24 protein-coding genes and 1 pseudogene are annotated in these 25,785 nt (G+C 71.7%); 17 read left to right on the top strand and 8 right to left on the bottom strand.

Annotation, left to right across the window (positions count from 1 at the left end):
- Window positions 1-37: 37 nt before the first annotated feature.
- Genes ACFYX3_RS13100 through ACFYX3_RS13115 form a run of 4 tightly spaced genes read left to right on the top strand, consistent with a single transcriptional unit; the run spans window position 38 to window position 3,236 of the window.
- A complete protein-coding gene (locus ACFYX3_RS13100) occupies window positions 38-1,075 on the top strand; it encodes a PhoH family protein (RefSeq protein WP_389011978.1) in 1,038 nt (345 codons plus the stop codon).
- Window positions 1,076-1,087: 12 nt separating this feature from the next.
- Entirely contained in the window at window positions 1,088-1,585 is a 498-nt protein-coding gene (gene ybeY, locus ACFYX3_RS13105) for an rRNA maturation RNase YbeY (protein ID WP_389011980.1), read from the top strand.
- Between the two features lie 5 nt (window positions 1,586-1,590).
- A complete protein-coding gene (locus tag ACFYX3_RS13110; RefSeq protein ID WP_376590459.1) occupies window positions 1,591-2,886 on the top strand; it encodes a hemolysin family protein in 1,296 nt (431 codons plus the stop codon).
- Window positions 2,883-3,236, top strand: coding sequence for an MmcQ/YjbR family DNA-binding protein (locus ACFYX3_RS13115; protein ID WP_389011982.1), 354 nt, complete (start codon window positions 2,883-2,885; stop codon window positions 3,234-3,236). Before ACFYX3_RS13110 ends, ACFYX3_RS13115 begins: the two co-directional genes overlap by 4 nt.
- Before the next feature lie 28 nt (window positions 3,237-3,264).
- Here the strand turns inward: ACFYX3_RS13115 and ACFYX3_RS13120 are convergent, their stop codons facing one another.
- A complete protein-coding gene (locus tag ACFYX3_RS13120) occupies window positions 3,265-4,671 on the bottom strand; it encodes an MFS transporter (protein WP_389011985.1) in 1,407 nt (468 codons plus the stop codon).
- Window positions 4,672-4,838: 167 nt separating this feature from the next.
- Between ACFYX3_RS13120 and ACFYX3_RS13125 the strand changes: the two genes are divergently transcribed.
- The 7 genes from ACFYX3_RS13125 (at window position 4,839) to ACFYX3_RS13155 (ending at window position 11,909) form a co-directional block, all read left to right on the top strand.
- Window positions 4,839-5,660: a helix-turn-helix transcriptional regulator gene (locus ACFYX3_RS13125; RefSeq protein WP_376590538.1), complete on the top strand. Its 822-nt coding sequence runs from the start codon at window positions 4,839-4,841 to the stop codon at window positions 5,658-5,660.
- A gap of 170 nt (window positions 5,661-5,830) precedes the next feature.
- On the top strand, window positions 5,831-6,193 hold the full coding sequence (locus ACFYX3_RS13130; protein ID WP_116161070.1) for a cytidine deaminase: 363 nt from the start codon (window positions 5,831-5,833) through the stop codon (window positions 6,191-6,193).
- 206 nt (window positions 6,194-6,399) lie between these two features.
- Window positions 6,400-6,879 carry a hypothetical protein gene (locus tag ACFYX3_RS13135; protein ID WP_389011988.1) on the top strand — a complete coding sequence of 160 codons (480 nt, stop codon included), beginning with the start codon at window positions 6,400-6,402 and terminating at the stop codon, window positions 6,877-6,879.
- A gap of 203 nt (window positions 6,880-7,082) precedes the next feature.
- Window positions 7,083-8,417 carry a beta-xylosidase gene (locus tag ACFYX3_RS13140; RefSeq protein ID WP_382661316.1) on the top strand — a complete coding sequence of 445 codons (1,335 nt, stop codon included), beginning with the start codon at window positions 7,083-7,085 and terminating at the stop codon, window positions 8,415-8,417.
- A gap of 205 nt (window positions 8,418-8,622) precedes the next feature.
- A complete protein-coding gene (locus ACFYX3_RS13145; protein ID WP_389011992.1) occupies window positions 8,623-9,570 on the top strand; it encodes a WxL protein peptidoglycan domain-containing protein in 948 nt (315 codons plus the stop codon).
- 21 nt (window positions 9,571-9,591) lie between these two features.
- A complete protein-coding gene (era, locus tag ACFYX3_RS13150) occupies window positions 9,592-10,542 on the top strand; it encodes a GTPase Era (protein ID WP_123452163.1) in 951 nt (316 codons plus the stop codon).
- Window positions 10,543-10,589: 47 nt separating this feature from the next.
- Window positions 10,590-11,909 carry a TerD family protein gene (locus ACFYX3_RS13155; RefSeq protein WP_389011996.1) on the top strand — a complete coding sequence of 440 codons (1,320 nt, stop codon included), beginning with the start codon at window positions 10,590-10,592 and terminating at the stop codon, window positions 11,907-11,909.
- Window positions 11,910-11,912: 3 nt separating this feature from the next.
- Here ACFYX3_RS13155 and ACFYX3_RS13160 read toward each other — a convergent pair whose 3' ends face one another.
- Complete coding sequence (locus ACFYX3_RS13160) at window positions 11,913-12,164, bottom strand: protealysin inhibitor emfourin (protein ID WP_389011999.1); 252 nt, start codon at window positions 12,162-12,164, stop codon at window positions 11,913-11,915.
- A gap of 21 nt (window positions 12,165-12,185) precedes the next feature.
- Window positions 12,186-13,232: a M4 family metallopeptidase gene (locus tag ACFYX3_RS13165; protein ID WP_389012003.1), complete on the bottom strand. Its 1,047-nt coding sequence runs from the start codon at window positions 13,230-13,232 to the stop codon at window positions 12,186-12,188.
- Between the two features lie 294 nt (window positions 13,233-13,526).
- Between ACFYX3_RS13165 and leuA the strand changes: the two genes are divergently transcribed.
- The 3 genes from leuA to ACFYX3_RS13180 all read left to right on the top strand — a co-directional run bounded on the left by leuA (window position 13,527) and on the right by ACFYX3_RS13180 (window position 17,656).
- The gene (leuA, locus tag ACFYX3_RS13170; RefSeq protein ID WP_389012006.1) at window positions 13,527-15,290 is read left to right on the top strand and encodes a 2-isopropylmalate synthase; all 1,764 of its coding nucleotides are present in this window, start codon (window positions 13,527-13,529) and stop codon (window positions 15,288-15,290) included.
- 221 nt (window positions 15,291-15,511) lie between these two features.
- Window positions 15,512-16,831, top strand: coding sequence for a choice-of-anchor A family protein (locus ACFYX3_RS13175; RefSeq protein ID WP_389012009.1), 1,320 nt, complete (start codon window positions 15,512-15,514; stop codon window positions 16,829-16,831).
- A gap of 132 nt (window positions 16,832-16,963) precedes the next feature.
- Window positions 16,964-17,656: a TerB family tellurite resistance protein gene (locus tag ACFYX3_RS13180; RefSeq protein WP_389012013.1), complete on the top strand. Its 693-nt coding sequence runs from the start codon at window positions 16,964-16,966 to the stop codon at window positions 17,654-17,656.
- A gap of 13 nt (window positions 17,657-17,669) precedes the next feature.
- Here the strand turns inward: ACFYX3_RS13180 and ACFYX3_RS13185 are convergent, their stop codons facing one another.
- On the bottom strand, window positions 17,670-19,139 hold the full coding sequence (locus ACFYX3_RS13185) for a LuxR family transcriptional regulator (protein WP_389012016.1): 1,470 nt from the start codon (window positions 19,137-19,139) through the stop codon (window positions 17,670-17,672).
- A 294-nt stretch (window positions 19,140-19,433) separates the two neighbouring features.
- On the opposite strand from ACFYX3_RS13185, the gene ACFYX3_RS13190 reads away from it, so the two are divergent.
- Both ACFYX3_RS13190 and ACFYX3_RS13195 read left to right on the top strand, forming a co-directional pair.
- On the top strand, window positions 19,434-21,485 hold the full coding sequence (locus ACFYX3_RS13190) for an MMPL family transporter (protein WP_389012019.1): 2,052 nt from the start codon (window positions 19,434-19,436) through the stop codon (window positions 21,483-21,485).
- Between the two features lie 8 nt (window positions 21,486-21,493).
- A pseudogene (locus ACFYX3_RS13195) lies at window positions 21,494-21,838 on the top strand (response regulator transcription factor); the annotation flags it as partial.
- Window positions 21,839-21,947: 109 nt separating this feature from the next.
- Here ACFYX3_RS13195 and ACFYX3_RS13200 read toward each other — a convergent pair.
- Both ACFYX3_RS13200 and ACFYX3_RS13205 read right to left on the bottom strand, forming a co-directional pair.
- The gene (locus ACFYX3_RS13200; protein WP_376590425.1) at window positions 21,948-23,321 is read right to left on the bottom strand and encodes an FAD-dependent oxidoreductase; all 1,374 of its coding nucleotides are present in this window, start codon (window positions 23,319-23,321) and stop codon (window positions 21,948-21,950) included.
- 138 nt (window positions 23,322-23,459) lie between these two features.
- Window positions 23,460-24,257, bottom strand: coding sequence for a hypothetical protein (locus ACFYX3_RS13205; protein WP_389012023.1), 798 nt, complete (start codon window positions 24,255-24,257; stop codon window positions 23,460-23,462).
- A gap of 42 nt (window positions 24,258-24,299) precedes the next feature.
- Between ACFYX3_RS13205 and ACFYX3_RS13210 the strand changes: the two genes are divergently transcribed.
- Window positions 24,300-24,713: a hypothetical protein gene (locus ACFYX3_RS13210; RefSeq protein WP_389012026.1), complete on the top strand. Its 414-nt coding sequence runs from the start codon at window positions 24,300-24,302 to the stop codon at window positions 24,711-24,713.
- On the opposite strand, the gene ACFYX3_RS13215 is transcribed toward ACFYX3_RS13210, so the two are convergent.
- A complete protein-coding gene (locus tag ACFYX3_RS13215; RefSeq protein WP_389012029.1) occupies window positions 24,694-24,888 on the bottom strand; it encodes a DUF397 domain-containing protein in 195 nt (64 codons plus the stop codon). The genes ACFYX3_RS13210 and ACFYX3_RS13215 overlap by 20 nt on opposite strands.
- On the bottom strand, window positions 24,870-25,703 hold the full coding sequence (locus ACFYX3_RS13220) for a Scr1 family TA system antitoxin-like transcriptional regulator (protein WP_389012032.1): 834 nt from the start codon (window positions 25,701-25,703) through the stop codon (window positions 24,870-24,872). Before ACFYX3_RS13220 ends, ACFYX3_RS13215 begins: the two co-directional genes overlap by 19 nt.
- Between the last annotated feature and the right edge of the window lie 82 nt (window positions 25,704-25,785).

Genomic DNA, 25,785 nt, shown 5'->3' on the forward strand with positions numbered 1-25,785 from the left:
TGCAACGGGAGGTATGTGCAGGCCACAGTGCCGGCCCATGACGCAGACACCCACAGCCCACAACGGTGCGCCCAGTGACGAGGCGCCCGGACAGGCCCGCGCCCACTTCACCGTCCCCGCGAAGCACCCCATGGTGACCATTCTCGGTTCCGGTGACTCCCTGCTCCGTGTGATCGAGCGGTCGTTCCCGCAGGCCGACATCCACGTGCGGGGCAACCAGGTCAGCGCGGTCGGCGACGCCGTGGAAGTCGCCCTGATCCAGCGCCTGTTCGACGAGATGATGCTGGTGCTCCGCACCGGTCAGCCGATGACGGAGGACGCAGTGGAACGCTCGATCGCCATGCTCAGGGCGAGCGAGAACGGATCGGCGGAGGGCGGCGAGGAGACTCCCGCCGAGGTGCTCACGCAGAACATCCTCTCCAGCCGGGGACGCACGATCCGTCCCAAGACGCTCAACCAGAAGCGGTACGTCGACGCGATCGACAAGCACACGATCGTCTTCGGCATCGGCCCCGCCGGCACCGGCAAGACCTATCTCGCCATGGCGAAGGCGGTCCAGGCCCTGCAGTCCAAGCAGGTCAACCGGATCATCCTGACCCGGCCCGCCGTCGAGGCGGGCGAGCGGCTCGGCTTCCTGCCCGGCACGCTCTACGAGAAGATCGACCCGTACCTGCGGCCGCTGTACGACGCGCTGCACGACATGCTCGACCCCGACTCGATCCCCAAGCTCATGGCGAGCGGGACGATCGAGGTCGCGCCCCTGGCGTACATGCGCGGACGCACGCTGAACGACGCGTTCATCATCCTCGACGAGGCGCAGAACACGAACCCCGAGCAGATGAAGATGTTCCTCACCCGCCTCGGCTTCGACTCGAAGATCGTCATCACCGGTGACGTCACCCAGGTCGACCTGCCGAACGGGACGAAGAGCGGTCTGCGGCAGGTCCGCGACATCCTCGACGGCGTCCCGGATGTGCACTTCTCGACCCTCACGTCGCAGGATGTCGTCCGGCACAAGCTCGTCGGCCGTATCGTCGACGCGTACGAGCAGTACGACAGCCGCAACGGGAAGTAGCAGAAACAGCACATGTCGATCGACGTCAACAACGAGTCCGGCACCGAGGTCGACGAGCAGTCGATCCTCGACATCGCCCGCTACGCGCTCGCGCGCATGCGCATCCACCCGCTCTCCGAGCTCTCGGTGATCGTCGTGGACGCGGAGGCGATGGAGCAGCTCCACATCCAGTGGATGGACCTGCCCGGACCCACGGACGTCATGTCCTTCCCGATGGACGAGCTGCGCCCGCCGTCGAAGGAAGACGAGGAGCCCCCGCAGGGCCTCCTCGGCGACATCGTGCTCTGCCCCGAGGTCGCCACCCAGCAGGGCAAGGACGCCCCGACGCAGCACTCCATGGACGAGGAGCTCCAGCTCCTCACCGTCCACGGGGTGCTGCACCTGCTCGGGTACGACCACGAGGAGCCGGACGAGAAGGCCGAGATGTTCGGCCTCCAAGCGGCGATCGTCGACGGCTGGCGCGCGGAGAAGGGCCTCACCGGCCCGTCCCCGGCGCCGACCGTGTCCTGACCCCGATGAACGCTTCGCTCATCCTCGGCGCGGTCGCGCTGGTCATCGTCGCCTGGCTCGCCGCCTGCGCCGAGGCCGGTCTCGCCCGCGTCTCCAGCTTCCGCGCCGCCGAGGCCGTCAGGTCCGGGCGGCGCGGGGCCGAGAAGCTCGCCCAGGTCGCCGCCGACCCGACCCGCTACCTCAACGTGGCGCTGCTCGTCCGCGTCGCCTGCGAGATGGCGGCCGGCGTCCTCGTCACGTACGCCTGCCTGGAGGCCTTCCCGGAGACCTGGGAGGCGCTGCTCGTCGCGATCGTCGTGATGGTCCTCGTCTCGTACGTGGCCGTCGGCGTCTCGCCGCGCACCATCGGCCGCCAGCACCCGCTGAACACGGCGACCGCCGCCGCGTACGTGCTGCTTCCGCTGGCCCGGATCATGGGCCCGATCCCGCAGCTGCTCATCCTCATCGGCAACGCGCTGACCCCGGGCAAGGGCTTCCGCAAGGGCCCCTTCGCCTCCGAGGCCGAGCTGCGGGCCATGGTCGACCTCGCCGAGGCGGAGTCGCTGATCGAGGACGAGGAGCGCCGCATGGTGCACTCGGTCTTCGAGCTGGGCGACACCCTCGTCCGCGAGGTGATGGTGCCCCGGACCGACCTGATCTGCATCGAGCGGTACAAGACCATCCGGCAGGCCCTCACCCTCGCGCTGCGCTCCGGTTTCTCCCGGATCCCGGTCACCGGGGAGAACGAGGACGACATCGTCGGCATCGTCTACCTGAAGGACCTGGTCCGCAGGACCCACATCAACCGGGACTCCGAGTCCGACCTGGTGTCCACCGCGATGCGGCCCGCCGCCTTCGTGCCCGACACCAAGAACGCCGGTGACCTGCTGCGCGAGATGCAGCAGGAGCGCAACCACGTCGCCGTCGTCATCGACGAGTACGGCGGCACGGCCGGCATCGTCACCATCGAGGACATCCTGGAGGAGATCGTCGGCGAGATCACCGACGAGTACGACCGGGAGCTGCCGCCCGTCGAGGAGCTCGGCGACGACCGCTACCGGGTCACCGCCCGCCTCGACATCGGCGACCTCGGCGAGCTGTACGGCTTCGGCCCCGACGAGTACGACGACGAGGACGTGGAGACCGTCGGCGGTCTGCTCGCCAAGGCGCTCGGCCGGGTCCCGATCTCGGGCGCCAAGGCGGTCGTGGAGCTTCCGGACGGACGCTCGCTGCGGCTGACGGCCGAGTCGCCGGCCGGCCGCCGGAACAAGATCGTCACCGTGCTCGTGGAACCGCTGGAACCGGAGGAGAAACCGGAATGACCCCCGACGAGCTGCGCGCCTTCTGCCTGGACTTCAACGACGCGGCGGAGGAGTTCCCGTTCGGCCCGGACGTCTCCGTCTTCAAGGTCGCCGGGAAGATGTTCGCGCTCTCGTGGCTCGACGCCGAGCCGCTGCGGGTCAATCTCAAGTGCGAGCCGGACGAGGCCGTACGGCTCCGGGAGGAGCACCCGGCGATCGCCCCCGGCTACCACATGAACAAGCGGCACTGGAACACCGTGACCGTGGGAGAGCTCCCGGACCGCATGGTCCGGGAGCTCGTCGAGGACTCGTACGACCTCGTCGTCGCGGGTCTTCCGAGGGCGGTACGGCTCCGCCTCGACCGGCCGTAGCCCAGGGCCGGCGCCGCACACCCGGCCTTCAGGACCGGCGCCGCAGGCCGAGGGCGACCAGGACCGCCGCGGCCACCACGATCGCCGCGTCCAGGGCGATGACCGTGCGGACCCCCGAGAACAGGTCCTCGCCGGTGGTCGCGAGCACCCCGAGCAGCGGGATGCCGACGGTGAGACCGACCTGCTGGGTGGTGGTGACCAGACCGGTCGCCAGCCCCTGCTCCTCGTCGCGGACGCCGGAGGTGACGGTCACGCCGTACGAGATGATCGCGCCGAGGTGCAGCATCGACGCCAGGGAGACGGCGACGGTCGCCAGGACCGCGCCCGACTCCCGGCCGATGCCGAGGATCGCGGCGGTCAGCAGGCCCTGTCCGGCGAGCGAGACCACCAGGGTGCGGTGGGCGCCGAAGCGGCCGATCACCTTCGGGGTGATCATGCCGGCGAGCACCGAGAACGCGCCCTGGACGCCGAAGACGATGCCGGAGGCGAAGGCCGAGAGGCCGAGGGTCTCCTGCAGGTACAGCGTCAGGACGAAGACGATCGTCGACATCATCGAGAAGGTGACCAGACCGCCCAGGTTGCCGAAGGCGACGGTACGGCGGCGCAGCACCGGCAGCGAGACCAGCGGGGCCGGGTGCCGGGACTCGATCACGCCGAAGGCCACGAGGAGCAGCACGCCGAGGGCGAGCGCCACGGGGACGTCCACGCCGCCGAAGCCGCGCTCGGCCGCCGTCGTCAGGGCGTAGATCAGGGAGAGCAGACCGCCGGTGACGGTCATCGCGCCGGGCACGTCGAGGCGGGGCCGCTCCGGGGTGCGGGACTCGGGCAGCAGGCCCGGGGCGAGCGGCAGCACGATCAGGGTGAAGACGGCCAGCAGCGCCATCGTGGAGCGCCAGCCGAGGGTGTCGGTCATGACACCGCCGAGCACCATGCCGATGGTGAAGCCGAGGGACATCAGGGTGCCGGAGATGCCGAGCGCCCTGGCCCGCAGCGGGCCCTCGGGGAAGACGGTGGTGAGCAGCGCCATGCCGGTCGGCACGATCGCCGCCGCGCCGAGGCCCTGGAGGGCGCGGCCGGCGAGGAAGACGCCGGGGCTCCAGGCGAGGGTGGCGAGCAGGGAGGCCGCGCCGAAGAGCACCAGGCCGGAGAGGAAGAGCTTCTTGCGGCCGAAGAGGTCGCCGATCCGGCCGAACAGGAGCAGGAAGCCGCCGGAGGGCAGCGCGAAGGCGGTGACCGCCCACTGGAGGGCCGACGCGTCGAAGCGCAGGTCGGCGCCGAGGACGGGCAGAGCGACGTTCAGGACGGAGAAGTCGAGCGCCACCATGAACTGGGCGGCGCACAGGACGAAGAGGACCAGCCGGTCGCGGCGGCTGAGGGCCGGGGGAGCGGCCGGGGCGGTGGGGGACTCGGGCGGGGTGGTGGTCGTCGTTGCCATGCGTCCACCTTCGGCGTGCGGGTACAACGCCGGGGAGCGGGAACTTATCCTGTTGGTCGCACCACCAGGCACCGCATTGCGTCCAGGGGGAGGAAGCACACGTGGCCGTCGCTCTCGAGAGCACCAGCGCGAAGCAGCACCGACTCGGGGAACTGCGCGAGTTCCTGATGAGCCGTCGGGCCCGGGTCAGCCCGGCCGAGGCGGGACTGCCGGACGGCGGCGCCCGCCGCCGCACCCCGGGCCTGCGCCGGGAGGAGGTCGCGGTCCTCGCGGGCGTCGGCGTCTCCTGGTACCAGTGGCTGGAGCAGGGCCGGGACATCACGGTCTCCCCGCAGGTCCTCGACTCGGTCGCGCGGGTGCTGCGGCTGAGCCCCGCCGAGCGGCGCCATCTGTACGTCCTGGCGGCGCTGAACCCGCCGGCCCTGGAGGCGGCCCCGGAGGACCGGGACATGTGCCACGGGCTGCGGCGGCTCATCGACGCGTGGATGCCGTTCCCGGCGCACATCATGGACCAGTACTGGAACACCGTGATGTGGAACGACGCGGCGGCGATCGTGCTCGGGATGCGCCAGGAGATCGTCCAGAACTGCCTGATCGCGTTCTTCACGGACCCGCTGTACCGCGCGCGGTCGACGCGCTGGGAGGAGCTGGCGCCGAAGATCGTCGCGCAGTTCCGCTCGGCGTGCTCCGAGTGCCCGGACGACGAGGGCTTCCGGGCGGTGGTCGAGGAGGCCAAGGAGGTCAGCCCGGAGTTCGCGGAGCTGTGGGAGCGGCGGGACATCCTGCCCGGCGGCCAGAACCGCAAGGAGATGGAGCACCCGCTGGTCGGCACGCTGGTCGTCGAGGCCACCCAGCTGAGGGTCCCGGCCCGCCCGGACCTGGTCATCGTGATGCACACCCCGCTCCCGGAGGCGGACACGGCCGAGAAGCTGGAGTGGCTGGTGTCGCCGGAGGGGCGGCGCGGGGCGATGTACCCGGTGGCGGGCTGAGGCCGGAGGCGAGGTGCGCGGTGGGGGCCGGGACCTGAGGTCATGCTCTTGGTCACGGGCTGAGACCTGAGCCGGTCGAGCCGGTGCACCTGGTCGCGGGCTGAGACCGGGATCGATCACGGGCTGAGACCCGCACCGGCCCGGCCCCGGCCTCGACCTATGCTCGGCTCATGACACTCAGCAGCGAGCACGGCGACCTCGGCGCCGAGGACCTCAAGATCATCACCCTTGCGCGGAGCGCCCGCGCCCGCAACGGCGTGCCCGAGGGCGCGGCCGTACGCGACGAGACGGGCCGCACCTATGTGGCCGGCACCGTGGAGCTGGAGTCGCTCAAGCTGAGCGCGCTGCAGACCGCGGTCGCGATGGCCGTGGCCAGCGGTGCCCAGTCCCTGGAGGCGGCGGCCGTGGTGTCGAACGCCGAGGCCGCCTCCGCCGACGACCGCGCGGCGGTACGGGACCTCGGCGGCCCGGAGACCCCGGTGCTGCTCGCCGGTCCGGACGGGCAGCTGCGCGTGGCCGTCACCGCGGGCTGAGCGACGGGATCAGGACAGCGGGGGTCCGGCGGCACGCCGGGCCCCCGCCGCTTTGTGTGTTTGTGAAGGATCACCGCACCTTCTCTTGCCTTCCCCGGCGGTCTGCGCGTCAATGACAGCGGTTCGTCCGACGGACCGTCAGATCTCCATCATCCACGCAGTGTCCGCACCCCTGCGTTCGGTATCGGAAGGGGTTCGAACTCGCCATGAGAAGCAGAAGCACCTTAGGAGCCGTCGCGGTACTCACGGGGGCGCTCGCCGCCGCCGGACTCGCCTTCGCCCCGACGGCCGGCGCCGTGTCGCCGGGCTCGGCGACGGCGACGTACGACTGCGGTACGTGGGGCAGCGGCACCGCCAACCTCGCGGCCACGCAGAGCGGCACCGCCGCGACCATCACGCTCACGTCGGCCATCACGACGCCGGTCGCGGTCGGCGCCGACACGATCAGCTCCACCCTGACGATGGCCAAGGGGGGCGGTGGCACCCGGGTCTTCACCGGGAAGAAGAACCCGGCGCTGGCCGCCGGGCAGTCCGTCAAGATCGGCCCGCTGAGCGGGACCGTGGCCTCGGGCGACAGCCTCAACTCGTACTTCGCGGGGGTCGCCCTCAAGATGGTGATCTTCGGGGTCACGGTGAACTGTGACGCGGTGACCTCGCAGTCGCCGGGTCCGTTCGTCTTCAGCTGAGCCCGCATCACCCGGACCGGTGTCGCCCTGGGCGGCACCGGTCTTCGTCGTGGCCCAGGGGGCGCGACCTGGGGGAATGCCCCTCATGTGCCGATCTTGACAGTATCTGATGGGTCATCAGTCGATGTGTTTCGATTCCATTGACTTCTCTCCGCCCGCGGCCGTCAATGGCGCCCACTCATCCCTCAGGAGGGGGCATACCCATGGCACTCACCCGATCCCGGGCGGCGTCCCGAAGACGGCGCTGGACCGCCGTCCTCGGCGTCGCCGCCCTCGCGGTCGCCGGCGGAGGCGCGCTCGCGGCTCCGGCCGGCGCGGCGACCACCTCGCAGGCGGTGGACTTCCAGACCCGCTGCGTCCCGCCGCCGATCGCCCAGATCCCGCCGATCGAGGGCGCGACCACCGCCCAGATCACGGTCGACAAGCCGAGCCCCAAGGTCGGCGAGACCGTCACCGTGACCTACACGATCACCAAGCCCGCCGCGTCCAACCCCGTCGACCTCGCGCTTCCGGCCGACATCATGACGCCCACCGGCAAGGTGGTCCTCGGCGGCGCCCAGAGCGGCACGGTCACCGTCACCGGCCCCAAGAAGAACCCGCCGGTCCCCGGCAAGGGCTCCTTCCCGGCCTTCTCCATGACGGGCACCTTCACCGCCACCGAGGCCGGCTCGATCACCCTCTCGCCCGGTGACTACAACATCCACACCAGCTACCTCATGGAGCTGGACACCCCCTGTACGGTGCTCAACCCGCCCGCCCCGGTCTCCGAGACGGTCGTCGCGAGCCCCGTGACCAGCCCCAACCTCCGCGCGCTCCAGCTCGACAACGCCTCCGGGGACCCCGGTGTCCGGGTGACCGTCACCGGCTCCAAGTTCACCCCGCTCACCGAGGTGACCGTCGTCGGCCGCGCGGGAGCGGCGGAGACCGCCGACCGGATGACCGTCACGACCGACAGCGAGGGCGGCTTCGCGGCGCGCCTGAAGGTCAACGACCCGGCGACCACCGGGATCGTGGCGTACGAGGGCACGGCCTGGGACGCCGAGAAGGGGGCGGGTCCCGCCGCGTACAAGGTCATCGTCCCGGCGCCGCCGAACAGTCAGACGATCACCGCGGCCGTCAACGCGGGTGAGCTGTCGATGACCCAGGCCGGCGACGCCGTCCAGCTGTCCTCCGTCGACTTCGGCGCGGGCGGCGCGGCCACCGGCGCCCTGCAGACGGTGACCGTCAAGGACTTCCGCGGCGGCCCCGCCGGCTGGTCCCTGACGGGCAAGGTCACCGACTTCACCGGCCCCGGCGGCTCCATCGGCGCCGGGAACCTCAGCTGGACCCCCGCCTGCACCGCCAAGGCCGGCAGCCCCAGCGCCTGTGCGGCCGGCTCGGCGGGACCCGTCGGCAGCGGCGGCGCGACCCTCGCCTCCACGCCGAACGGCACCCTCACGGGCGGTGAGTTCACCGTCGACGCGGGCCTCTCCCTCGACGTCCCGGCGTTCACCGCGCCCGGCTCGTACGCGGGCGTGCTCACGCTGACCCTGTCCTGACCGTCCCGCGGGCCGGGCGCGCACCCGGCCGGCCCGCTCCGATCGGCATCCGAGCCCGATCCGAGCCCGAGCCCGATCCGAGCCCGAGCCCGATCCGAGCCCGAGCCCGATCCGAGCCCGAGCCCGATCCGAGCCCGGGTCCGATCCGTCACCCGTCACCAACCCGCACCCGTCTCCGATCCGCACCCCGGGGGGTTCCGCACCCGTGCGCACGAAGCCGTACGTCCTCCTCCTGAGCACGCTCCTCGTGCTGCTCGGCCTCGCGCCGGGCGCCCAGGCCGCCGAGAACGGCGAGTGGGCCGTCTACCCGGCCGCCTCCCGGCTCGGCGGCCGCCCGTACTTCTACCTCTCCGCCGACCCCAACACGACGCTCACCGACCGCGTCACCGTCGCCAACAAGACCGCCGCCCCGCTCACCTTCCGGCTGTACGGCGCCGACGCCTACAACACCGACCGGGACGGCGGCTTCGCCGTCCGCACCCAGCGGGAGAAGCAGACCGGGGCCGGCGCCTGGATCAAGCCCGAGCGGACCCGGATCACCGTCCCCGCCCGCTCCGCCGTCACCGTCCCCTTCACCCTGACCGTCCCCGCCGATGCCGACCCCGGCGACCACCCCGGGGCGCTCGTCGCCCTCGACGAGCGGATCGCCCCGGGCGGCAAGGGCTCCGTCGCCGTCGGCGTCCAGCGCGCGGTCGGCGCCCGCGTCTACCTCCGGGTCAACGGGCCCACCGTCCCCGCCCTCGCCGTCGAGGACGTCGCCCTCGACCAGGACCGGCCGCTCGTCCCCGGCACCCGCACGAGCAGCGCCCTCGTCTCGTACACCCTGCACAACCGGGGCAACGTCACCCTCAACCCCAAGGTCGTCCTGAAGGCCCAGGGCCTCTTCGGCCGCACCCTCCTCGACCGCGACCTGGCCAGGGTCCCCGCCGAGCTGCTGCCCCGGCAGAAGATCCGGCTCACCGAGCGCTGGAGCGGCTCCCCGCAGTTCGACTGGGGTGACATCACCCTCACCGCCACCGCGAAGGACGTGAAGGAGACCGGCACCGTGTCCTTCCTGGCCCTGCCCTGGCTCGTCGCCTCGGTCCTCGTCGTGGGCGGCGCGGCCGGGCTCTTCGGCCTGCGGATACGGCGCCGCCGGGCACTGAGTGCGTGACGCGGGCGCTCATCGGGGACAATGGCCCCCATGAGCGCTCGCAACCAAGAAACCGAAGCCGTCCACCGGGCCGGCTTCGCCTGCTTCGTCGGCCGCCCCAACGCGGGCAAGTCCACCCTCACGAACGCTCTGGTCGGCCAGAAGGTGGCCATCACCTCGAACCGGCCGCAGACCACCCGGCACACCGTCCGCGGCATCGTGCACCGCCCGGACGCGCAGCTGATCCTGGTCGACACCCCAGGCCTCCACAAGCCGCGCACCCTCCTCGGCGAGCGGCTCAACGACGTCGTGCGCACCACCTGGGCCGAGGTCGACGTCATCGGCTTCTGCCTGCCCGCCGACCAGAAGCTCGGCCCCGGCGACCGGTTCATCGCCAAGGAGCTCGCCGAGATCAAGAAGACCCCCAAGGTCGCGATCGTCACCAAGACCGACCTGGTGGACTCCAAGACCCTCGCCGAGCAGCTCATCGCCATCGACCAGCTCGGTCGTGAGCTGGGCATCGAGTGGGCGCAGATCGTCCCCGTCTCGGCCGTCGGCGACAAGCAGGTCCAGCTCGTCGCCGACCTGCTCATCCCGCTCCTGCCGGAGTCCCCGCCGCTCTACCCGGAGGGCGACCTCACGGACGAGCCGGAGCAGGTCATGGTCGCGGAGCTGATCCGCGAGGCCGCGCTCGAAGGCGTACGGGACGAGCTGCCGCACTCGATCGCGGTGGTCGTCGAGGAGATGATCCCGCGGGAGAACCGCCCGGCGGACCGGCCGCTGCTCGACATCCACGCGAACGTGTACATCGAGCGCCCCAGCCAGAAGGGCATCATCATCGGCCCCAAGGGCAGCCGCCTCAAGGAGGTCGGCATGAAGTCCCGCAAGCACATCGAGGCGCTCCTCGGCACCCCGGTCTTCCTCGACCTCCACGTGAAGGTCGCGAAGGACTGGCAGCGGGACCCGAAGCAGCTCCGCAAGCTCGGCTTCTAGTCCCGGTGTTCTAGGCAGGTCCCTCGGGTGCGTGTCAGCATGGCGCCGTGACAGAGATCGTCAAGGGGGGAAACCTGCCGGTCCCCGGGCAGGTGTGGCGGGTCGCGGTCGTCCGGCGGGCCGCCGGCGACGGGGTGCCGGAGGCCGACGCCTCGGCGCTGCTGCTCGACGCCTCGGGCCGGGTCCGGGGCGACGGCGACCTGGTCTTCTACAACCAGCCCGCGCACGCGTCCGGCGCGGTGCGCCTGCTCGGGCAGGTGCGGGACGAGGAGCAGCGGGTCGCCGACTGGCTGGAGATCGACACCGAGCGCGTGGAGCCCGCGGTCCAGCGCATCGTGATCACCGCGTCCAGCGACGACGGGACGTTCGGCCAGGTGCCGGGGCTCCACATACGGACGATCAGCGCCGCCACGGGCGAGCAGCTGGCGCTGTACGAGGTCGACGACGCGAGCACCGAGACGGCGTTCGTCCTCGGCGAGTTCTACCGGCGCGACGGGGCGTGGAAGTTCCGCGCGGTGGGCCAGGGGTACGACTCCGGGCTGGTCGGCCTCGCCGAGGACTTCGGCATCGTGGGCAAGGACCCGGAGCCCGTCCCCGAGGACGAGCACGTCCCGGCCGACGAGCCCACCCCCGCCGACGCCCTGCCGGAGGCCATCCCCGAGGAGCTCCTGGCCAAGGTCCGGGAGGCCGAGGCCGCCGCTCCGGCGCGGGCTCCGGTACGGATCCCCGCACAGGGCCCCGGCCGGGTCGGCCCGCGGTCGGACATCGAGCTCTTCGGCGAGGACTTCCCGGAGTTCGTCCGCAGCGGCAAGGGCACCACGACCATCACCGTCGACGTGCCGATCCCGGCCGGCTACGTCCTGGTCGACTCCACCCGGAAGGGCGACGGCTACTTCGGAGTGGACAGCCTCGACGAGAAGGACGAATGCGCCGTCCTGCTCGCGAACACGACCCTGGAGGACCACGAGGGCCGTGGGCTGCTGCGGCACGACGGCCGGAACCCGCTGCGCCTGCGCGTGAACGCCTACGGCAGCGAGTGGACGATCGCCGTCCGTCCGGTGAGCACCGTGGAGGAGCTCGGCCGCGACGCCCGGGGACGGGGTGCCGACGTGCTGCTGTACACGGGCCCTGCCGCCCAGCTCTCCTCCCGGCTCCGCACCGGGTTCGGCCACGCGTACTTCCACGTGCAGGGCGATGAGCCGGACGGCCGCGATCACCTCCTCGCCAACGTGGCGAGCAGGATCCCCAGGGACGCCCGGCCGCTGCCCGAGGGGCCCCTGCTCGTACAGGTCAGGAGCGCCGAGGGCGACTGGTCCCTGGAGGTCCGGCCGCCGAAGCAGAGCAGGTTCTGGCGCCGCGTCCGCTAGGGCCTACGCGCCTTCCTCGAGGACCCTCGTGACGAGGGTCCTCTGGGCGTCCGTGAGGTGGGGGTCGCCGCAGCGGAGCGTGCGGCCGTCGACGGTGATCTCGTACGAGAAGCCGTCCGGCACGCCCTTGACGTCGCCGTCGCCCTCCGCGAGGACGGTGGCGGCCAGGGACTCCCACTCGGGGTCCGAGACCACCACCTCCGCCGACCGCTCGATGCCCGCGAAACCACCCGTGCGCCGCACTCGAATCCGCATGGGCCCCTGTCTACCAGCCGGTCACTCGGCGGGCACCCCCACCGCCGTCCACGCCTTGAGGACGGCCTGGATCTCCTCCCCGTCGCCGTACCGCGCCTTCGCCGCCGCGACGGTGGCCCGTGCGAACTCGGAGAAGCGGGCCTCCTCGGTCAGCGTGCCGCCGGTCATCACGTCGTACCAGATCTGCCCCGCCCGCTCCCAGGCGTTCCCGCCGAGCTCGGTGGCAAGCAGGTAGAAGGCGTGGTTGGGGATGCCGGAGTTGATGTGCACACCGCCGTTGTCGGAGCTGGTGCGCACGTAGTCGTCCATGGTCGCCGGCTGCGGGTCCTTGCCGAGGACGTCGTCGTCGTAGGCCGTGCCGGGCTCCTTCATGGAGCGCAGCGCGACCCCGTTGTCGATGGCGGGACCGAGGAGACCGGCGCCGATCAGCCAGTCGGCCTGAGCGGCCGACTGGCCCAGCGCGTACTGCTTCACGAGCGAGCCGAAGACGTCGGACACCGACTCGTTGAGCGCCCCGGACTGGCCGAAGTAGGCGAGGTTCGCGGAGTGCTGGGTGAAGCCGTGCGCGAGCTCGTGGCCGATGACGTCGACGGGGATCGTGAAGTCGAGGAACAGCTCGCCGTCGCCGTCGCCGAACACCATCTGCTCGCCGTTCCAGAACGCGTTGTCGTACTTCTCGTCGAAGTGGACGCTCGCGAGGAGCGGCATGCCGGCGCCGTCGATCGAGCGGTGGCCGTAGGCCTTCGCGAAGAGGTCGAAGGTCGCGCCGAGCCCGGCGTGGGCGCGGTTGACGGTGGCGTCCTTCACCGCCGCGTCCCCCTCCTTGCGCACCAGGACGCCCGGCAGCTCGGTGCCGTGCCCGGCGTCGTAGATGGTGCGCCTCGGCGTGTCGGAGGGCTCGGCGTCCGCGGGGGCGGCGGGCCCCTGCGTACGTGCCGCGCGCTGCGCCGTGTCCACCAGGAGGGTGCGCCGGGCGGCCTCGGCGATCGCCGGGTCGTCGGACGCGGAGAGCCGCTCCAGGATGTGCGGCGGGACGATCGTGCAGAAGGCAGACGAGTGCTGATTCATCCCTCGAATGTGGCACTGCGTGATGAAACTGTCACGGGTTGGGGCGAGGATTGGCGAAATGGAGTGATGGGTCACCTTTCGACCTTGACGCGGCGGCCGTCCCGCATACTGAAACAGGACGTCCGCCTTCCGCGGACCTGGGCTATGGTGACGCACATCATGCGTTTCGGGCTGCTTCTCCTTAGCTGCCGCGGCGAGGGCCTGTAGTCGTAGGCCGACCCCCTCCCCGCGGGTTTTGGTGTTGCGTTCGACAGTCGGCCGTCCCTCCCGCAGGACCCGAGGAGCCCTACGCACATGTCTCAGTCGCCTTTCGTCAGCCGCCCGACGCCCATCACCAACGCGACCCACACGCAGCAGCCGTCCGGGATGCCGATCCACAAGTACGGCCAGTACGAGGCCGTGGTCATCCCCGACCGGACCTGGCCCGAGAAGCGCATCACCAAGGCGCCCCGCTGGCTGTCCACCGACCTGCGCGACGGCAACCAGGCCCTGATCGACCCGATGTCCCCGGCCCGCAAGCGCGAGATGTTCGACCTGCTCGTACGCATGGGCTACAAGGAGATCGAGGTCGGCTTCCCGTCCTCCGGCGAGACCGACTTCGCGTTCGTGCGCTCCATCATCGAAGAGGGCGCGATCCCGGACGACGTCACCATCTCCGTCCTGACCCAGGCCCGCGAGGACCTGATCGAGCGGACCGTGGAGTCCCTGAAGGGCGCCAAGCGCGCCACCGTCCACCTGTACAACGCCACCGCGCCCACCTTCCGCCGGGTCGTCTTCCGCGGCTCGAAGGAGCAGATCAAGCAGATCGCCGTGGACGGCACGCGCCTGGTGATGGAGTACGCGGAGAAGCTGCTGGGCCCGGAGACGGTCTTCGGCTACCAGTACAGCCCCGAGATCTTCACCGACACCGAGCTGGACTTCGCCCTGGAGGTCTGCGAGGCGGTCTGCGACGTCTGGCAGCCGGGCCCGGGCCGCGAGATCATCCTCAACCTGCCCGCCACCGTGGAGCGTTCGACGCCGTCCACGCACGCGGACCGCTTCGAGTGGATGTCCCGGAACCTGACCCGCCGCGAGCACATCTGCGTCTCCGTCCACCCGCACAACGACCGCGGCACCGCCGTGGCGGCCGCCGAGCTGGCGATCATGGCCGGCGCCGACCGCATCGAGGGCTGCCTGTTCGGCCAGGGCGAGCGGACCGGCAACGTCGACCTGGTGACGCTGGGCATGAACCTGTTCTCGCAGGGCGTCGACCCGCAGATCGACTTCTCCCAGATCGACGAGATCCGCCGTACCTCCGAGTACTGCAACCAGATGGAGGTCCACCCGCGCCACCCCTACGCGGGCGACCTGGTCTACACCGCCTTCTCCGGCTCCCACCAGGACGCCATCAAGAAGGGCTTCGACGCCATGGAGGCCGACGCGGCCGCCCAGGGCAAGACCGTCGACGAGATCGAGTGGGCCGTCCCGTACCTGCCGATCGACCCGAAGGACGTCGGCCGCTCCTACGAGGCCGTCATCCGGGTCAACTCGCAGTCCGGAAAGGGCGGCATCGCGTACGTCCTGAAGAACGACCACAAGCTGGACCTGCCGCGCCGGATGCAGATCGAGTTCTCGAAGATCATCCAGCAGAAGACCGACACCGAGGGCGGCGAGGTCACGCCGGCCGCGATCTGGGCCGTCTTCCAGGACGAGTACCTGCCCAACCCGGACAACGCCTGGGGGCGCATCCAGCTGCGCTCCGGCCAGTCGACCTCCGACACCGACGGCACGGACACGCTGACCGTCGAGGCGGTCGTCGACGGCGTCGACACCGTCCTGACGGGCTCCGGCAACGGTCCGATCTCCGCGTTCTTCGCCGCGCTGCAGGCCATCGGCGTCGACGCCCGCCTGCTGGACTACCAGGAGCACACCATGAGCGAGGGCGCCTCCGCGCAGGCCGCCTCGTACATCGAGTGCGCCATCGACGGCAAGGTCCTGTGGGGCATCGGCATCGACGCCAACACGACCCGCGCCTCCCTGAAGGCGGTCATCTCGGCGGTCAACCGCTCCGCGCGCTGACCCCCGGTCCCGGTCCACGAGCCGCCCCGCACCCCGAGAAGGGGTGCGGGGCGGCTCGCTTTTGTGACCTGTGTCACGGTTTCAGGTTCGCTTAAGGAAGATTGCTCAGGCATGCCGGAATCGGCGGCATATGGGGTGAGTTGACGCCACATCAGCGTCTGGCGGAAGGTCGGCTCGTCCACTCGGACACTCCCTCCCCGCACTCCCGACCTGGAGCTCGCATGCGCACGTCCGCCGCCGTGGCCGCCGTTCTCGCGGTGACCGGTGCCGCCCTCGGCTGGGCCCCCACCGCCTCCGCCACCACCACGGAGTGCGCGTCGCAGCCGCTCGGCACGGCCGGTCTGTACGCCGAGTTCGTCGAGAAGGACTCCGTCCGCCACTCGGACTCCGAAGGCGCGGTCGCGGTCGGCGGCGACGCGACGTTCGGCGACCCGAAGCAGCCCTCCGGCTTCTCCGTCGGCCACAAGCTCACCGGCGCCGACCTCGCGAAGCTGCCCGGCGGCCACAGCCTCGTCGTCGGCGGCACGCTGTACGCGAACCAGGTCGTCCTCGACAACGGCACCGGCGTCGCGGGCAAGGTCGTCGACCGCTCCACGCCCGGTCAGGGCTTCGGCGTCGACGGGAACAAGGTCGCGGAAGGCACGTCCCCGGTCGACTTCGCGAAGGAGTTCGCGCGGCTGCGGACCCTTTCCACCGGCTGGGCCGCGACGCAGCCCAACGGCACGGTCGCCGCCGCCGGCGACGGCCTCTTCCTCACCGGCGCCGACAAGAAGCTCAACGTCTTCGCCGTGAACGCCGCCGACCTGGAGAAGGTCCGCGCGATCACCCTGGACGTCCCGGTCGGCTCCTCGACCCTCGTGAACGTGCTCGGCACCTCGTACGACATGAGCACCTCGGCCACGTACGGCGTCTACTACGAGAACCTCGACGGCGGCGCCCCCGTCATCGACGACTACGCCGTCCCGCGCGACGAGTACCGCCAGATCCGCTCCCGGCTGCTGTGGAACTTCCCGCAGGCCGAGAGCGTGAAGAAGAACTACACCTCCTGGCCGGGCACGATCCTCGCCCCGAACGCCAAGGTCGAGATGGGCGGCAAGGGCATAGGCCCCGGCCACGTCAACGGCTCCGTGATCGCCGAATCCATGACGACCGTCCCCGGTGCCGAGACCCACCAGATGAACTTCACCGGCTGCCTCCCCGGAGGGACGACGCCCGGCCCGGTCGTCACCCCCGGGACGCCCGAGCCGACCGACACCCCCGTCCCCACCGCGCCGGCCACCCCCGAGCCCACCCCGAGCCAGGGCGGCGCGACGCCTGGCGCCCCGGAGACCCCTTCGACCCCTTCGACCTCGGCGTCCCCGTCCGCCCCGGGCGAGACCACCCCCGGTGCGGTGACCCCGACTCCCTCCGCCACCCCGGAGGGTGATCTCGCGACGACCGGTTCGGCCATCGGTCCCGGAGCGATCGGCGCCGCCGTGGCGGCCGTCGCCGTCGGCGGAGGCTTCCTGGCCTTCGCGAAGCGCCGCCGCCGCGCTTCCTGAGGCCTTCCGGCACGGTGACGTGTCTCGGCCATCTCCGGGGCGAAGTCCTGACGGGGTGCTGACGCCACATCGAGGATGTGGCTAACATCACGCCAACGCCGGCAGTGCAGCCGGGCCGTTGAGGAGGTGCGTGTGCGGTCTGCCCGGAATTCACGTGGTGGGAAAGTGGGCATCTGCGGAATCCGCACCTCCTGGAACACCGTCGGAGACGGCGAGTTCTTCTGCGAGGAGTGCGGGGGCGACCGGAACTACCGGCGCCGCACCGGCCGCCGCAGGTTCGCCGTCCTGGGCGTCCCCGTCCTGCCCCGGGGCTGTACCGGCCCCGTCGTCGAGTGCGCGGCCTGTCACACGCACTTCGGTACGGAGGTGCTCGACCACCCGACGACGAGCCGCTTCTCCGCGATGCTGCGCGACGCCGTGCACACCGTCGCCCTGGCCGTCCTCGCCGCCGGCGGCACCGACTCCCGCGAGGTCCTGGACCGGGCCGTCACCGCTGTCCGGTCCGCCGGCTTCGCCGAGTGCACGGCCGTCCAGCTCGTCGACCTCGTCGAGGCACTGGAGGCCGACACCGGGCGCTTCATGCCCGAGGTGAACCCCGAGGGGACGCTCCTCTCGATCGAACTCCACGAGGCCCTGGAGCCGCTCACCCCGCACCTGTCGCCCGCCGGGCGGGAGTCGATCCTCCTCCAGGCCGCCCGCATCGCCCTCGCGGACGGCGCGTACACCCCGTCCGAGACGGAGGTCCTGGGCACGGTCGGCAACGCCCTCGCCCTGGCCCCGGAGGACACGGTCAGGCTCCTGGCCTCGGCACGGACGGTCTCGTAGGTCCGTAAGTCCCCTAGCGCCCGAGGAGAGCCGCCGTACGCCGGGCGTCCGGCACCGCCCCGAGCCGCTCGAAGACCATCCGCGCCATCCCCAGCTCCCGACGGGCCGACGTCCGGTCGGCCGACGCGAGAAGCACCCGTACCCGCGCCGCCTCATACGGCACCCCCAGCCCCAGCCACCCCCCGAGCGCCCGGCGCAGCAGACGCCGTGCGGGCTCCGGGCGGGACTCGGCCAGGGCCACCGCGCCCCGCGCCGTGTCCGCCATCGCCCGCAGCAGCGGTACGTCCCCGGCCAGTACCTCCAGCTCCGCCGCCGCACCCGCCGCCCCCGGCACGTCACGGACCGCGAGGGCCACCTCGGTAAGGGCGGCGAGCAGCCGGGCCCGGCCGAGGAGGTCGTGGCCGGGGTCGCAGGCGAGCGCCAGACCGACGCCCGCCACCGCCGCCTCGGCCCGCCCCTGCGCCAGGCGCAGCAGCGCGAGCCCCGGCTGCGGGATCCGGCCCAGTTCGTGCGCGTGCGCGTACGAGGCGGCGGCCTCCTCCAGACGGCCCTGGCGCCGCTGGACGTCCCCGGCCGTGTAGTACGCGGCGGCCGCCGACTCCAGGCAGTCCACCGGCACCTCCCGGCACGCCTGCCGCGCCTCCGCCTCCGCGAGCGCCCACGCCCCGAGGAGGTCGAGGACCGCGACCCGGTGGGCCCGGCAGACACCCCGGAAGGGGTTCTCTCCGGAGGGCGTGACGCCCAGCGGCGGCGTCTCGGCGGGCCGGCGGCCCGTCCAGGGCGGGGAGCACCATTCCATCGCCGCGTTCGTCCACTCCACCGCGCGGCCGAGGTCCGCGGACCGCATGCACAGGTCGATGGCCAGGCAGTACAGCAGGCCGGTGAACATGCCGCTCAGCTCGCCCGCCGTCACCGCCCGCACCGCCTCGTCGAGCTGTGCGAACCCCTCGGCACGGCGGCCCTGGGCCAGCAGGACCGAGGCCTCGGCCCGGCGGCTGAGCGCGAGGACGTCCGGGCTGCCGGAGCGGACGGCCGGCCCGGTCATGCGGCGGATCGCCGCGAGCGCGGACGTGCGGTCACCGCGTGCGGTGGCCTCCTCGGCGTCCGTCCATGCGACGAAGCACTGCTCCGGGCAGGGCGGCAGGTCGTCCAGATGGTGGTGCGCCCGGTGCAGCCAGCCGGCGGCCGCCGCGGGCCGGCCGAGACCCCCGTACTCGTGGTGCAGCCACCAGGAGGCGAGCCCCGCACCCCGGTGGTCGCCACCCGCCACGTACGCCGCGTGGGCCCGCAGCCGCGCGGCCACGGACTCGTCCACGTGGCCCGACCACCAGGCCGCGTCGGCGAGCGTCATCAGGTCGTCGGCGGTCAGCGCCCGTGAGGGGTGCGCGTCATGGGCGCGCAGCAGCTCGTACGCCTCGGACCAGGCCTCCCGGGCCGCCGCGTCCCGGGCCTGCCCGAGCCGGTCGATCGCGGGTGCGGACACGGCCCTCACCTCCTCCGGGTCCTTCCAGGTTATGAGCGCGCGCGACCCCGGGCCCGTCGGAAGCCGAGGGTGGGAGGCCGCCGTCGTACCCCACCCGCACGCGCGCGTACCCGCTCCCGTGGCTCCCCACCCGTCACCCCTCCCGTACGCGCGCGCGTACTCCCCGGGGAGTAATCACCCCCGCTCACCGCCCCCGGGAGTACCCGCCACCTCCCTCGTCAGCGCGACGAATTCGCCTTCGGGCGACGGGAGTCTGGGAGCGAACCCAAGAGGACCGATGGAGGGAGGCCCGTGATGGAGGGCCGTAAGAGGATCGTCGGCCGGGGGGTGCTGGCCCTGTGGGTGATCGTGATCGCCCTCGCCGCGCCCCTCGCCGGAAAGCTCGGCGACGTCCAGCGCAACCGCGCCGTCGACTACCTGCCGGCGAGCGCCGACTCGACGCAGGTCGCGAAGATCACCGAGCAGCTGCCCGGCGGGGACTCCACCGACCTCGTGCTCGTCTACCACCGCGAGGGCGGACTGACCGCCGCCGACAAGGCCACCGCCGCCCGGGAGGTGCGGGAGGTCGCCGCCGCGCACCCGCTCCTCTCGACCCCGCGGCCCGTCCCCTCCGAGGACGGCAGCACCCTCCCGTACGCCGTGTCGAGCACCGAGCCCGGTTCGGACGAGACGGCCAGGGACGCCTTCGTCCACGACGTCCGCGAGACCGTGAGCGGCGAGGTCGGCGGCCCCGGCGCCCTCGCCACCGACGCGAGCGAGGTCTACAACTCCCTCGACGGCCCGCTGCTCTACACGACCGTCGCCGTCGTCGCGATCCTCCTGATCGTCATCTACCGCAGCCCGTTCCTCTGGTTGGTGCCGCTGGTCGTCGCCGGCGTCGCCGACTTCCTCTCGATGGCCGTCACCTACGCCCTCCACCAGGGCTTCGACATCAGCGTCTCCGGCCAGAGCACGAGCGTCATGACGATCCTCGTCTTCGGCGCGGGCACCGACTACGCCCTGCTCCTCGTCTCCCGCTACCGCGAGGAGCTGCGTCGGACCCCCCGTCCGTACGACGCGATGGCCGCGGCCCTGCGCGGCTGCGGGCCCGCCGTCCTCGCCTCCTCCGGGACCGTCGCCCTCGGCATGTTCTGCCTGCTCGCCGCCGACATGAACAGCAGCCGGGGCATGGGGCCCACGGCCGCCGTCGGCGTCCTGTGCGCGCTCGTCGCGATGACGACGCTGCTGCCCGCCCTGCTCGTCGTCCTCGGCCGACGGGTGTTCTGGCCGCTGATCCCGGCGTACGGAAGCGAGCCGAAGGCCGCGCGCCGTTCGCTCTTCGCCGCGATGGGCTCCTCGGCCGGCCGGCGCCCGCTCGCCGTCCTCGTCACGGGATCCGCCGCCCCGGCCGCCCTCGCCCTCGGCGCGCTGAACATGCCCGGAGACATCAAGCAGGAGGACTCCTTCAGCTCCACCCCGGAAGCGGTCGCCGCGATGAAGACGCTGGCCGCCGCGTACCCGGAGACGAGCACCCAGCCCCTCACCGTCGTGGCGCCGACCGCCGCCGCCACGCGCGCGCTGGACACCGCGCGGGCGACCGGGGGAGTCGTGCGGGCCGAGCGCGGCCGCAGCGGTGGCGGCTGGACGGAGATCTCCGTCGTCGCCGCGCACCCGCCGCAGTCCGCCGGCGAGACCGCGACCATCCGGGAGCTGCGCTCCGCGCTCGGCGAAGGGGTGTACGTCGGCGGGCCCAGCGCCGAACAGCTCGACATGACCGACACCGAGGCCCGCGACCGGAGGATCGTCGTCCCGCTCGTCCTCCTCGTCGTGACGATCGTGCTGGTCGCGCTGCTGCGCAGCCTCGTCGCGCCGCTGATCCTGATCGCCGCGGTCGTCGCCGTCTGGGGCGCGGCCCTCGGCATCGGTGCCCTCGTCTTCGAACCCCTCTTCGGCTACGCGGGCAGCGACCCGGGCCTGCCCCTGCTCTCCTTCGTCTTCCTCGTCGCCCTCGGCGTCGACTACGGCATCTTCCTGATGCACCGGATGCGCGAGGAGTGCCTGAACGGGAGCGCCCCGGCCGCCGCGGCCCTGACCGCCCTGCGCACGACCGGCGGCGTGATCGCCTCGGCGGGGCTCGTCCTGGCCGCCACGTTCGCGGTCCTCGTCAACATGCCGATGGTGCCGCTGGCGGAGCTCGGCTTCGTGATCGCGGTCGGCGTCCTGCTCGACACCTTCCTGGTCCGCACCTACCTCGTCACCAGTGCGAGCGTCCTGCTCGGGCGGAAGGCGTGGTGGCCGGGTCCGCTGGCCGCGAAGCCCGCGTCAACATCGGGCTCAGGGGCGGAGCCGGAGCCGGTACGGGTCTGACCGGGGGCGGGGAGTCCCTGCTCTCCCCGGGCCCGACGTCCCGCCTGATAGCCAGGGTCCTCGCGAGCCCGCGAACTCCGGTGACGGGCGGCCCGGAAGGCCTCTCGGACCGCGAACGCCAGGTCCTGACCCTGGTGGCCCGAGGCCTCAACAACACGGAGATAGCGGAAACCCTGGGCCTCTCCCCCCTGACGGCGAAGACCCACGTGAGCCGCATCATGGGAAAGGTGGGTGCAAGGGACCGCGCCCAACTGGTGATCGTCGCGTACGGGTCGGGCCTGGTGGCGCCGGACTTCCGTGTGGGCAATCGTCCCGCAGGGCGGGACGGGTGGGCACACGGGACGGCGCCCTAAGCCGGGCCTAGGCTCCCGCGCCTGGACCCGCACACGCGGGACCCGCACGTGTCGGGACCCCGCACGCGACTGGACCCGCACGCGAAGGTGCGGGTCCAGGGGGAGGGCCTCAGCCCAGGTCGACACCCGACGCGCGGAGCATGTCCTCGCGCTCCACGATCTTCACCCGCTCACGCCCCTGCTCGGCACCGAGCGCCTTCTCGGCCGCGTCCAGCGCGTACCACCCCTCCCACGTGGTGTACGTGATGCCCTTGCCCTCGAGGAAGGACACGACCGCGTCCTGCTCCGGGGTCTCCGGGGTGAGGAGGCGACCGTTGGCGAAGTCGTCGAGGAGGTTCGCGACGGTCTCGTTGGCGTCGCCCTTGGTGTGGCCGATGAGGCCGACGGGGCCACGGCGGATCCAGCCGGTGCAGTAGGTGGAGGCCATGTGCGCGCCGGTCTCCTCGATGACGCGGCCGCCCTCGTCCGGGACGGTGCCGGAGACGGCGTCCCAGGGGAGCTTGGGCAGCTCGTCGGAGAGGTAGCCGACCGCGCGATAGACGGCCTGGACGTCCCAGTCGGTGGTGGCGCCGGTGCCCTTGACGTTGCCCGTGCCGTCGAGCTCCGTGCGCTCGGTGCGCAGGCCGACGACCTGACCGTCCTCGCCGAGGATCTCGACGGGGGACTCGAAGAAGTGGAGGAAGAGCTTGTGCGGGCGGTCGCCGATGTCGCGGATCGCCCAGTTCTCCAGCGTCTTGGCGACCATGTCGGTCTGCTTGTTCTTGCGGCGCTCGGCGATCGAGCCCTCGTCGTAGTCGATGTCCTCGGGGTTGACGATGACCTCGATGTTCGGCGAGTGGTCGAGCTCGCGCAGCTCCATGGGGCTGAACTTCGCCTGCGCCGGGCCGCGGCGGCCGAAGACGTGGACCTCCAGGGCCTTGTTGGCCTTGAGGCCCTCGTAGACGTTCGCCGGGATCTCGGTCGGGAGGAGCTCGTCCGCCGTCTTGGCGAGGATGCGGGCGATGTCGAGCGCCACGTTGCCGACGCCGAGGACGGCGACCTTCTCGGCCTTCAGGGGCCAGGTGCGCGGCACGTCCGGGTGGCCGTCGTACCAGGAGGCGAAGTCGGCGGCGCCGTACGAGCCGTCCAGCTCGACGCCGGGGATCTTCAGCTCGCGGTCGGCCATGGCGCCGGTCGAGAAGATCACCGCGTCGTAGAAGGCGCGCAGGTCGTCGAGGTGGACGTCGGTGCCGTAGTCGACGTTGCCGAAGAGGCGGACCTGCGGCTTGTCGAGGACCTGGTGGAGGGCGGTGATGATGCCCTTGATGCGCGGGTGGTCGGGGGCGACGCCGTAGCGGATCAGGCCGAAGGGCGCGGGCATCCGCTCGAAGAGGTCGATCGACACACCCGGCTCGGCGGCGGCGTCGGACTTCAGCAGCGCATCGGCGGCGTAGATTCCGGCGGGGCCGGCGCCGACGATCGCGACCCGGAGGGGGCGGGGCATGACGGGGTTTCCCTTCGCAAGCGACGTGGCGGCGAGGCCGCCGACACTTAGGCCACCCTAAATAACGCTTTGCGCGGAGTGGTACCCGCCCCCGGTCTATGACCTCATAAGGGGAACTTATGACTTCCCAAAGGGTGGCTAAGATCCGAAGGCGTCGGTCACCACGGCGACCAGCGCCGCCACGCCGCCGAGCCCGCAGAGGAAGAGGAACCACCCCAGCCAGATCGTGAGGCGCTGCCACAATCCCGGCGTCACGGTGAAGACGTCCGCCGGATCCTCCGGATCGTAGGCGACCTCGACGTACGGCCCGGAGGCGAAGCTGGACACGGTACGGGCCATCCCGGCCCTGTCGACGTACAAGTACATCCCCGGCAGGTTGGCCGGGCGGGCGAACTCCTTCACGCCGTGCCTGCGCACGCGCCGACGGTGGGCCCACGCCACCAGCTCCTGCCCGCCGAGCACGAGGCAGGCGCCCGTGAGGACCCCGATCGGGACGATCGCGACCGGGTAGACGGCGCCTCCCGCCATCCCGCCGATCACGGACAGCACGACGATCACCGCGAGGCAGCCCAGCGCCGCCCACTTCATCCGGCGCATGGCCGACCGTTCCCAGCGCGTCTTGAAGGTCCTCAGGACCACGAGGGTCCGGCCGTCGATCTCCTCGTCCGGCGCGATCAGCAGGGAGTTCACGCCGTCGGCGAAGGCGGTGGCGGTGAACGCGTCCACCCCCTCGATCCGGTGGGCCGCCGATGCGGCCCCGGCGGGAACCCGCAGCTCGACGACGACGGACCCCCCTTCGGCCCGCACCCGTGCCACGGCCTCGCCGGGGATCGAGAGCTCATCGTGACGGCTCCGCAGGAGCAGTCCCTCGGGGGAGACGGTCAGGTCGGTGCCGCCGTGGCCCTTGAGGACGGGTATGGACGAGATGATCGACATGGCCGAGATCGTAGGGGCCGATCCGGCTCAGAAGGAGGGGTTATGCGGAGCAGATGGACGCTGGACGACGAGAACCATGGGCAGTTGTGGTGGATGCCGCTGGTCGCCGTGGTGCTGGCCGCCGCGACCTGGGGCCTGCTCGGGCTCGTCGAGGGCGGCTGCCGGGTCGGCCCACGGGGGGGTTGCGTCGCCGCCGACGGCTACCGGGCGAACGGCTGGGTGCTCTTCCTCGCCGCGATGCCCACGCTGTTCGTCGTGGGCACCGGGCTCACCACGAAGCGTTGGCCGCCGGCGGTCGGTGTTACCGCCGGAGGCGCGGCGTGCGCGGTGTACGTGCTGACGCAGGGGCGCACGCCGGCGCACCTGACCACCGCGAGCGTGCTGCTCGTCCTCGCGGTGCTCGCACCGGTGTCGGTCTGGCGTCGCCGTGCGGAGGTCAGCCCTTCAGACCGCTGACGAACGCGGCCCAGGCGGCGGCCGGCACGACCAGGACGGGGCCGTCGGTGACCTTGCTGTCCCGGACGGGGACGATGCCGGGGACGTCGTCGAGGACCTCGACGCAGTTCCCGCCGTCGCCGTCGCTGTAGGAGCTCTTGCGCCAACGGGCGTTGCTCAGGTCGTACGCGTGCATCGTCTGAAGTCCTCCGCCGCCGACTCGATCAGGGACAGGGACGCCTCTGGCGACAGAGCGGCGGCCCTGAGCAGATCGTAGGTGGCCTGTGTTCGCTTCACCACCGCCGGATCGTCAAGCAGGTTGCCCGAATACACCGCCTCTGTATAGGCCGTTGGGGGAGCGTCCTCGAACTCCATGAGCTTCAACGGTTTGCCCATCTGGGGGTAGGCGCCTGCGGCGAATGGCAGTACCTGGATCAGAGCCACGCGGTTGCGCGCCTGTGTCACGAGGTGGCCCAGCTGTTCGGCCATGACGGCGGGGCCGCCCACGGGGATGCGCAGGGCGGTTTCGTGCAGGATCACCCAGTACATGGGCCGGGTGGCGTCCCGGAGGATCGCGGAGCGGTCGAGACGGCCCCTGACGGTCTCTTCGATGTAGTCGTCGGTGGCAAGCGGGTTGCTCGCGCGCACGACCGCCCTCGCGTAGGCGGGTGTCTGGAGCAGGCCCGGGATCGCGGTCGACTCGAACTCGCAGATCTTCGTGGCCATGTCCTCCAGCTCGGCGGCAGCCTGGAAATACGACGCGTACGGCGACTTGTTGATGAGCTTGCGCCACGTGCGTTCGAAAATACCGCCGGTTTGTAGGACTTCGTCGATTCGCTTCGCCACATCCAGCTGCGGCTTTCGAATTCCCTGCTCGAACAGGCCGATGTACGCCCCGGATACGAACACCCGTCTGCCCAGTTCGCCCTGGGAGAGGCCCGCCTCCTCGCGGCGTTCCTTCAGGAGCTCGCCGAAGAACTCCCACGCGTCCTGCTGCTTGCTTCTGGCCATGGATTAACTCCCCAACCCTACGCCGCAGTTGTACGGCCTGCGCGTCTGCCGATTCTACGGATCTGCCCGCACCCTGGAGAGG

It is taken from the genome of Streptomyces sp. NPDC002463, from assembly GCF_042889835.1.
In the GTDB taxonomy this organism is placed as follows: Bacteria; Actinomycetota; Actinomycetes; order Streptomycetales; family Streptomycetaceae; genus Streptomyces; species Streptomyces nymphaeiformis.

Excerpts from the sequence above, each read along its gene's own strand:
- ACFYX3_RS13100 (WP_389011978.1), top strand. The coding sequence starts at position 38 with ATGACGCAGACACCCACAGCCCACAACGGTGCGCCCAGTGACGAGGCG.
- ybeY (WP_389011980.1), top strand. The coding sequence starts at position 1,088 with ATGTCGATCGACGTCAACAACGAGTCCGGCACCGAGGTCGACGAGCAG.
- ACFYX3_RS13110 (WP_376590459.1), top strand. The coding sequence starts at position 1,591 with ATGAACGCTTCGCTCATCCTCGGCGCGGTCGCGCTGGTCATCGTCGCC.
- ACFYX3_RS13115 (WP_389011982.1), top strand. The coding sequence starts at position 2,883 with ATGACCCCCGACGAGCTGCGCGCCTTCTGCCTGGACTTCAACGACGCG.
- ACFYX3_RS13120 (WP_389011985.1), bottom strand. The coding sequence starts at position 4,671 with ATGGCAACGACGACCACCACCCCGCCCGAGTCCCCCACCGCCCCGGCC.
- ACFYX3_RS13125 (WP_376590538.1), top strand. The coding sequence starts at position 4,839 with ATGAGCCGTCGGGCCCGGGTCAGCCCGGCCGAGGCGGGACTGCCGGAC.
- ACFYX3_RS13130 (WP_116161070.1), top strand. The coding sequence starts at position 5,831 with ATGACACTCAGCAGCGAGCACGGCGACCTCGGCGCCGAGGACCTCAAG.
- ACFYX3_RS13135 (WP_389011988.1), top strand. The coding sequence starts at position 6,400 with ATGAGAAGCAGAAGCACCTTAGGAGCCGTCGCGGTACTCACGGGGGCG.
- ACFYX3_RS13140 (WP_382661316.1), top strand. The coding sequence starts at position 7,083 with ATGGCACTCACCCGATCCCGGGCGGCGTCCCGAAGACGGCGCTGGACC.
- era (WP_123452163.1), top strand. The coding sequence starts at position 9,592 with ATGGCCCCCATGAGCGCTCGCAACCAAGAAACCGAAGCCGTCCACCGG.
- ACFYX3_RS13160 (WP_389011999.1), bottom strand. The coding sequence starts at position 12,164 with ATGCGGATTCGAGTGCGGCGCACGGGTGGTTTCGCGGGCATCGAGCGG.
- ACFYX3_RS13165 (WP_389012003.1), bottom strand. The coding sequence starts at position 13,232 with ATGAATCAGCACTCGTCTGCCTTCTGCACGATCGTCCCGCCGCACATC.
- leuA (WP_389012006.1), top strand. The coding sequence starts at position 13,527 with ATGTCTCAGTCGCCTTTCGTCAGCCGCCCGACGCCCATCACCAACGCG.
- ACFYX3_RS13175 (WP_389012009.1), top strand. The coding sequence starts at position 15,512 with ATGCGCACGTCCGCCGCCGTGGCCGCCGTTCTCGCGGTGACCGGTGCC.
- ACFYX3_RS13190 (WP_389012019.1), top strand. The coding sequence starts at position 19,434 with ATGGAGGGCCGTAAGAGGATCGTCGGCCGGGGGGTGCTGGCCCTGTGG.
- ACFYX3_RS13200 (WP_376590425.1), bottom strand. The coding sequence starts at position 23,321 with ATGCCCCGCCCCCTCCGGGTCGCGATCGTCGGCGCCGGCCCCGCCGGA.
- ACFYX3_RS13205 (WP_389012023.1), bottom strand. The coding sequence starts at position 24,257 with ATGTCGATCATCTCGTCCATACCCGTCCTCAAGGGCCACGGCGGCACC.
- ACFYX3_RS13210 (WP_389012026.1), top strand. The coding sequence starts at position 24,300 with ATGCGGAGCAGATGGACGCTGGACGACGAGAACCATGGGCAGTTGTGG.
- ACFYX3_RS13215 (WP_389012029.1), bottom strand. The coding sequence starts at position 24,888 with ATGCACGCGTACGACCTGAGCAACGCCCGTTGGCGCAAGAGCTCCTAC.
- ACFYX3_RS13220 (WP_389012032.1), bottom strand. The coding sequence starts at position 25,703 with ATGGCCAGAAGCAAGCAGCAGGACGCGTGGGAGTTCTTCGGCGAGCTC.